Raw genomic sequence first — 1,876 nt, forward strand, 5'->3', positions numbered from 1 at the left:
TAAATGACACCACGTTAGTGCGCGATGTATTAGCTGAAGACCCTATTGGTAATAGTGCTGAACTCGACATTGTTGTGCTTGATGAAAACTTAAGAATACTCGATGGCGATGTGCTTTTTAGCGGCACTATAGGCGATTTAGATGTAGTGAAAAGCGATATTGCCAAGGTAACTATTAGCTTGGTTGATTGGTTAGAAGTTTGGAATCGTCCCATTGAAAATAACCTTTATTCAGATGCGGCTCAGCAAGCACTTTACCCGGGTGATAAATTTTTTGATCAAGTGGAATTGCTCGCGTCAAAACCGTTGAACTCAGGTGTTGCAGGCTCGCCTGTTGGCTCAGGTGGTGGTAATGGTGGTGGCGATCATATGAGGAAAATACAGCGATGAGTTTATCAGCAGTAAAAAAAATTATTAAAGACTATAAAGATAAGCCTTTTGTTTGGGGAGAAAACGACTGTTGCTTGTTTGCTGCAAATACAGTGCTTGCGTTAACAGGTAAGGATTTAGCAGTAGAGTTTCGGGGCAAATACCACACTAAACTTGGCGCAGCCAGAGCATTAAAGAAGCATGGTTTTACTTCTATCGAGCAGTTACTTACCGCCAAATTAGGCCAGTCTATAGCCCCGTTAACGGCCACTTATGGCGATCTGGCGTTAATTGAAAACCACCAAGGCGAGCTGGCTGCAGGTATTGTTTTTCGCAGTAGTGTTTATTGTGTCGGTCCCCAAGGATTAATCCAATTGCCCCTATCCAATGTTATTCATGTATGGAGGGTTAACTAATGCCTCCTGTTATTGTTGGTGTTGCCGCTTATGCGGGGGCAACTGCCGCGAGTTATGCGGTTGCTACAGCGGTAGCGATAGGGATTGGCGCTGCTGTTGCTACGTACGCAGTAACCGAGGCCATGACACCCGAAATGGGCAGCATGGATGACGGCTTGGGTAGCGACCAAAGCTTGACCGTTGGCGGCGTAAAACCTCGGCGTACTATCTATGGTGAAACGGTCGTGAGTGGCGGTATTGTGGGTTATGGCACCTATACCGACGATGAAGAAGATAAATGGCATGTAATGACCATAGCCATTGCCGACCATGAATGTGAAAACATTGATTTACACGACATTGAAGGTAAAGGGCTTAACGTATCGGGTTTGTATTCGCGTTATAAAATTCACAGTTATTTGGGTACTCAAACCACTGCTTGCCCTATTGCAAAAAGATATTGCGACGGTTGGACTAGTGAGCATGTAGGGTTTGGGTTAAGTTACGTAACATTAGAGGTGAAGATTGATCCTGAATTTTTCCCCAATGGTATTAACAACGTACGTTTTAAAGTCAAAGGGAAAAAGCTTTACGATGCACGACTTGATAGCACTATGGGCGGTTCGGGTAGCCATCGATTTAACGATGCAACTACTTGGGAGTACTCAGCCAACCCTATCTTAGCGACGATTGATTTTATTCGCTTTGGCGGCTATAAAGAGCAGCCAAGTGAGCGTTTTGATTGGAGCGACGTTGCAGCTCAAGCCAGTGCTTGTGATGAAGTAGTAAGCTTTACTGACAGTAATGGCCAACCAGCTTCAGAGCCTCGCTTTACCTGTAATGGCACGCTACTCAAGAGCCAAACACCTGCCGCTAGTTTAAACCGCTTACTCTCTTCAGCTGCGGCAAAAATGTATAACGTAGCGGGTAAAATATATGTGAAAGCGGGAGTTTATCAAGGTGCACCTACCTTAGTATTGGATAAAAACAATGCTTCTGCAGCTATTAGTTATAAGCCACATACGCCAATTAAAGACCGTTGCAACACCGTTAGAACCTCGTTTGTTAACCCGAAGAAGTATTATCAAAAAACCGATGCTACGCCGACCGAAA

General features: G+C 44.6%; 1 protein-coding gene and 2 pseudogenes. All 3 read left to right on the forward strand.

The features are described from left to right. Nucleotides 1–389 (forward strand): annotated as a pseudogene (locus ND2E_RS23110) (hypothetical protein); the annotation flags it as partial. Next, on the forward strand, nucleotides 386–784 hold the full coding sequence (locus ND2E_RS08850) for a DUF6950 family protein (protein WP_052056616.1): 399 nt from the start codon (nucleotides 386–388) through the stop codon (nucleotides 782–784). The pseudogene ND2E_RS23110 and the gene ND2E_RS08850, both read left to right, overlap by 4 nt. Continuing rightward, a pseudogene (locus ND2E_RS08845) lies at nucleotides 784–1,876 on the forward strand (hypothetical protein); the annotation flags it as partial. The gene ND2E_RS08850 and the pseudogene ND2E_RS08845, both read left to right, overlap by 1 nt.

Source organism: Colwellia psychrerythraea (assembly GCF_000764225.1).
GTDB lineage: Bacteria > Pseudomonadota > Gammaproteobacteria > Enterobacterales > Alteromonadaceae > Colwellia > Colwellia psychrerythraea_D.